Origin of the sequence: Pricia sp., from assembly GCF_041745955.1 — a bacterium.
GTDB lineage: Bacteria > Bacteroidota > Bacteroidia > Flavobacteriales > Flavobacteriaceae > Pricia.
The window spans coordinates 1-5,224 of the sequence record NZ_JBGTHY010000005.1 but is presented as its reverse complement, the minus strand read 5'-3'; the positions used below and the strand labels follow the sequence as shown (position 1 = coordinate 5,224).

At 46.0% G+C, this 5,224-nt stretch carries 7 protein-coding genes; 6 read left to right on the top strand and 1 reads right to left on the bottom strand.

Annotated features, from left to right (window positions below):
• On the top strand, nucleotides 1–714 hold a 714-nt coding region (locus tag ACEW8S_RS00240; RefSeq protein WP_373516188.1), incomplete at its 5' end, for a substrate-binding domain-containing protein.
• 52 nt (nucleotides 715–766) lie between these two features.
• Here the strand turns inward: ACEW8S_RS00240 and ACEW8S_RS00235 are convergent.
• On the bottom strand, nucleotides 767–1,423 hold the full coding sequence (locus tag ACEW8S_RS00235) for a DUF1080 domain-containing protein (protein ID WP_373516187.1): 657 nt from the start codon (nucleotides 1,421–1,423) through the stop codon (nucleotides 767–769).
• Nucleotides 1,424–1,615: 192 nt separating this feature from the next.
• Between ACEW8S_RS00235 and ACEW8S_RS00230 the strand changes: the two genes are divergently transcribed.
• From ACEW8S_RS00230 to ACEW8S_RS00210, 5 genes are all read left to right on the top strand, one after another.
• Nucleotides 1,616–2,542 (top strand): ROK family protein, encoded by a 927-nt coding sequence (locus ACEW8S_RS00230; RefSeq protein WP_373516186.1) that lies wholly within the window; start codon nucleotides 1,616–1,618, stop codon nucleotides 2,540–2,542.
• A gap of 11 nt (nucleotides 2,543–2,553) precedes the next feature.
• Nucleotides 2,554–3,123: an SIS domain-containing protein gene (locus ACEW8S_RS00225; protein WP_373516185.1), complete on the top strand. Its 570-nt coding sequence runs from the start codon at nucleotides 2,554–2,556 to the stop codon at nucleotides 3,121–3,123.
• 25 nt (nucleotides 3,124–3,148) lie between these two features.
• The gene (locus tag ACEW8S_RS00220) at nucleotides 3,149–4,567 is read left to right on the top strand and encodes a cytosine permease (protein ID WP_373516184.1); all 1,419 of its coding nucleotides are present in this window, start codon (nucleotides 3,149–3,151) and stop codon (nucleotides 4,565–4,567) included.
• A complete protein-coding gene (locus ACEW8S_RS00215) occupies nucleotides 4,564–4,758 on the top strand; it encodes a hypothetical protein (protein WP_373516183.1) in 195 nt (64 codons plus the stop codon). The genes ACEW8S_RS00220 and ACEW8S_RS00215 overlap by 4 nt, the downstream gene beginning before the upstream one ends.
• Nucleotides 4,759–4,855: 97 nt before the next feature.
• Nucleotides 4,856–5,224, top strand: a 369-nt coding sequence (locus tag ACEW8S_RS00210) for a cellulase family glycosylhydrolase (protein WP_373516182.1), incomplete at its 3' end; no start/stop codon positions are given.

Here is a 5,224-nt window from a genome sequence, read left to right as displayed (position 1 = left end):
AGTATCGGCGGCAATTCACATACCGATCTCCATATTTACCATTGTGACAATTCGTTATTTCTCAACCTGCTCGAAAAAAATCGGAGCGCTTATGATTATTATATTATCATGCCCCATTTCAAGACAGAACAGATGAAACATGTCAGCTATACCGAAGAGGCGGTAAGGGCTATCAATAAAATCCCCAAGGATAAATTGGTAATCATGGATAATAATCGAATTGCCATTGAGGACCCTTTCATCGAAATCTTTCAAGACTTTGAAAACGATATTTATGGAGCGCTGCAGGAAGGCCTTTCAAAAATCAAAAAGTACAGCAAGTTGTTTTTGGTCTATCCCGAAAACTCGGTGTACCCGTATCCGAGAAGGATATTGTACGGGTTTCGTAAGTTTTGCACGGAGTTCGCACTTGATTATGACATCCTCGAAGAAATTTACGACGACATTATCCTTAAAAAAGGGGATTTATTTATAACCATAGAGGAATCGGACCTTGTGAACCTGGTCACCCAGATCCGGGAAAAGGAATTTTCCCTGGGCGGGGATATCGGGGTCATATCCTATAATGATACGCCTTTGAAGGAGCTTCTGGGCATTACCTGTATTTCTACGGATTTTAAGAAGATGGGCGAGACCGCCGCCCGTATGATTTTGGACAAGAGCAAGGGCAAGGTTAAGAATCCCTTTAATTTTATTGATAGGGATTCGTTATAACGGGCAATAAATGATTTCCTAGAATGCCCTATTTTTTTTAGGGTAGTTAAACCTACGGTAATGCCTTCACCTTGATATCCTTGTAGAAAACTACACTTCCGGGATCATGGCCTTGCAGCGCGAAGGTTCCGCCTTTCAAAGTCCGGTTCGTACTATTACCCTCCCTTTTCGGGTTTTTAGGTTCCGTATAGTCGACGACCACGATATCGTTTATCTTGACGATGATGCGATCCCCCTCGACTTTGATATATTCGGTATACCATTCGTTGTCGGAGGCATAATTCTCCATAATATCCACAATACCATATAGACTTCCGGTACGTTTCCAGTCCTCTTGAGAATTATTGACCTGTACCTCATAGCCGTGTTCGGGCCATCCATCTTCTTGATATCGGGTGTGGATGTAGATGCCCGAATTTGCCCCGGGCCTGGTCATGACCGATGCTTTGAACTCGAAATTTTGAAAATTATGGTTTTCCACATCGCCCAGATAGAACAAATGGGCGACAGGGCCTGCCACTTTGATGGTGCCTTCTTCTACGGAAAAGGTGGATGCATTATCGCCCACTTTCCATCCTTCTAGGTTTTTTCCGTTGAAAAGCGAAATCCAACCTTGATTTTTAGTGCTTTGGGTATGTTGGCTTTGTACAGTCGTCAATACTCCCAAAACAAGGAGTAGCATGTATTTTTTGAGATAGGCTGCGGTCATATTCCTTAACATAAATTTTCTATCCACAAAGTATGAAAAAGCCATTTAATCCCCCTTAATCGAAAACGGAGATATCTCCTATTTACGAAATCCATATAAATTTGAAGCGTTTCCACTAAAAAGACGGAATTGGTTTAGGGCGGAAACTGTACATTTGATAACTGATTGGGAATTCGTTTAATATCCATCAAAGTGGACGGGAATTATTTGGGCATCGAGATCGGGGGCACGAAAATTCAATTATTGGTGGTCGATACCCGTTATACGGTTTTGGAAAGGGTCATGTTTTTCGTGGGCGATACCAAAGAGGCGTCGTTGATCCAAAAGGCTTTGCGCAACAATCTCTCGAATTTGCTGTTAAAACATGATATTATGGCCATCGGGGTCGGTTTTGGCGGCCCTATCGATTATCGGACCGGAACCATCTACCGGTCTTTTCATGTACAGGGATGGAATGGTTTCAACCTTAAGGATTGGCTGACGACTTTGACAGATATTCCCGTTTTTGTCGATAATGACGGAAATATTGCGGCATTGGGGGAAGCAGTCTTAGGCGCCGGTATGGGGAGCAAGCGGGTATTCTACATTACTTTGGGCAGCGGGGCCGGAGGGGGATTTATAGTCGACGGGGAAATATACCACGGCAAGGAACCGGGTGAATTCGAGGTGGGCCATTTGCGTCTCTCAAAGTCGGGAAGCACGATGGAATCCAGTGTATCCGGATGGGCTCTGAACAAAAAATTGAACGCTTATATAGAGAAGAAACCTGGTTCACCATTGGCCCTATTGACCAAAGAAAGCAAGACCGATGCCAGCAAAAACTTGATGTTGGCCATAGATAAGGAGGATGTCGGCGCAAAGTCCATCTTAAACGCTACTATCGATGATTTGGCATGGGGACTATCGCATGTAGTACATATTGTGAACCCTGAAATCATCATTTTAGGCGGGGGACTTTCGAATTTGGGCGAATATTTGCCCACGATGCTGTCCGAAAAGTTGCCAAACTACCTGATGGATACTTTGAAGGGGCAATTGCCCATGGTAAAACTTTCGCAATTGAAGGAAGATGCGGTTCCATTAGGGGCAGCGGTCTATGCCGCGCAGCAAATGAAATAAAATAGTAGCACATGATAGACTATTTTTCCGACTATTTAAGGCGGTATAAAAGTGTCATTGACCAGATTTCACCCTCCGAAGTAAATGGGTTGTTCGCCCAGCTCAAGGAGACCATTGATTCCGAAAAGCAGATTTTTGTTTTCGGAAACGGAGGCAGTGCCAAAAGCATGTCACACTTCGCTACGGATATGGTAAAGGGGGCGACAGATGCCTTGGGCAAAAAGGTCAAAGTGATTTCCCTGAACGATAATACGGGACTTATTACAGCCATTGGCAACGACTATTCCTTTGACGATATCTTTTACCGCCAGTTAAGTGTGCTTGCCAATCCCGGCGATTTGGTACTGACCCTGAGCGTCAGCGGTAGTTCGCCCAACTTGGTCAAGGCCTTTGAATGGGCCAAGAAAAACAAGGTCCGTTCGATTGCAATGGTCGGGGGCAAAAAAGGGAAGTTGCCCGCATTAGCTGATACTACAATCGTTTTAGATTCCCTGCATTACGGGCATGTCGAGGATGCACATATGCTTATCTGCCACATGATCGCTTTCGGGTTTATCGATAATGCGAAGACACCAGGTTGATACCGACCAAACCAATCCGCTTTTTATGAACATCAAAAAAGTATTGAACCTTGAAGATGTCGAGGTCGTAAATGAATATGAGCGGGAACCGGTGCCCGAATCCAAAGTCAAGGGGTTCAATAAATTTGTGGGTCTCGTTGCCGGCGAACACATTGCTGGCACTGAATTCGTTATAGGCCCCCTCTTCGTATTGCACGGTGTTTCTGCGGGGGATCTTTTTCTGGGCCTGCTTATCGGCAATATTTTGGCGACGCTAAGCTGGACGTTGATATGTGCCCCGGCAGCTGTTAGAACGCGGTTGACGATTTTCTACCAACTGGAAAAGATCTGCGGTTATAACCTGGTCTCCATCTACAATTTTATCAACGGCCTGCTTTTCGCCGTTATGGCAGCTGCCATGATTGGGGTTTCCGCTTCCGCTATCGGTATTCTGTTAGATGTCGAGGGACCAGGGCTTACGAGCCTTTATCCGGAAAGCCTTTCCTGGGTGCTTATCATTATGGCCGTAGGCGCGGTGATCGCAGTGGTGGCTACCTTCGGTTTCGATGTGGTGGCCAAATTTTCGTCGCTTTTCGCACCCTGGATGCCCCTTATCTTTTTGGCGGCAGGTTTGGCGGTACTTCCCCAGTTGGGTGTAACAGGCTTCGGTAATTTTTGGGAAATCGCCAATGAAAAGATATGGACGGGCGTTCCCGTGGAAGGGCAGACCAAATACACCTTTTGGCATGTGATGATCTTTGCCTGGCTCTGCAACAATGCGATGCACATCGGTCTCTCCGATATGTCGATTTACCGCTATGCCAAAAGGCCAAGTTATGGTCTGGCATCGGGATTTGGTATGTTCATCGGGCATTACATGGCCTGGATCGCTTCGGGTATCCTTTGTGCCCTGGTCTTGCGGCAGGGCAACCTCAACCCTTCGCCCGGCGCGATCGCCTTTATGGGTGCGGGCATTGCAGGCCTGATCTGTGTGATCGCGGCAGGATGGACCACCGCCAACCCCACCATTTATAGGGCAGGTCTGGCGGTGCAAGGCCTGTTTCCTACCATGAAGCGGTGGAAAATAACCGTCGCCATAGGCATAGTGGCAACGATAATGGCCTGTTTCCCCGTCATAGTGAGCAAACTGGATCAGTATTTAGGCTTGTACGCCTTAGTGGCGGCACCTGTGGGTGCGGTCGTTCTGATAGATATTTTTCTGTTTCCGAAAATAGGATTGGTATCCAATTTGGCCGAAGCCATCCAGCTCAAATTCAATCTGTCGGTCGCTTTTACTTGGGTTTTGGCAATGGCTGTAGGGTACTGGCTGTATGTCTATTTCGAAGCCGACTTTTACTTTTTCTTGGCCTTGCCCAGTTGGATTATCGCGGCGATCGTATATATCTTGACCGCTTACTTACAACAGGATTATTTTTCCAAAAGAACAAAAACCTTGTCCCCATGAACTATATCCTTAAAACAATTTCATATATCGGCTTGGTGCTGACCTTGTTCCCCGCATTTTTGGTTTTGAACGGTTCCTTGGATGTTGCATCCTACAAAATGTGGATGCTCATCGGCACGATATGCTGGTTTGCAACGGCGCCATTTTGGATTTTCAAGGACAAAAAGGCCAGCAAGGAATCGCTTCAATAGCGCGGGCTGTGTATACAAATACTGATTTGAAAAGTGAAAGCCAAGTTGGCATTTATATAAACCTTATTATTAAGCACGGATTTGAACCATAGGAACTATGAAAATCAGATACCTCATTTCGGGCTTAGTGCTATCCTTGATTTCGTTTCAAGCCTGCAACACGAAGGACAAAAACAACGGGAAAGCCGTGGAAAATACCGTCGCAAAATATCAATGGCAACGCTATAGGGGCGTAAATGTGGCTTGTACCATTCAAGAGGAAGACGTGAAGGACTTGGCCAAATCGGGGGCCAACCTAATGCGCCTGGCCATGCCGATATGCACCTTTATCGAGATGGAAGAACCTTACGGATACAATGAACTGGCCTTTAAAAAGTTCGATTCGGTACTGGACTGGGGCGAAAAATATGGGGTAAATGTTTTGATCGATCCGCATAGATATCCGGGAACGGGGCACCAATGGACC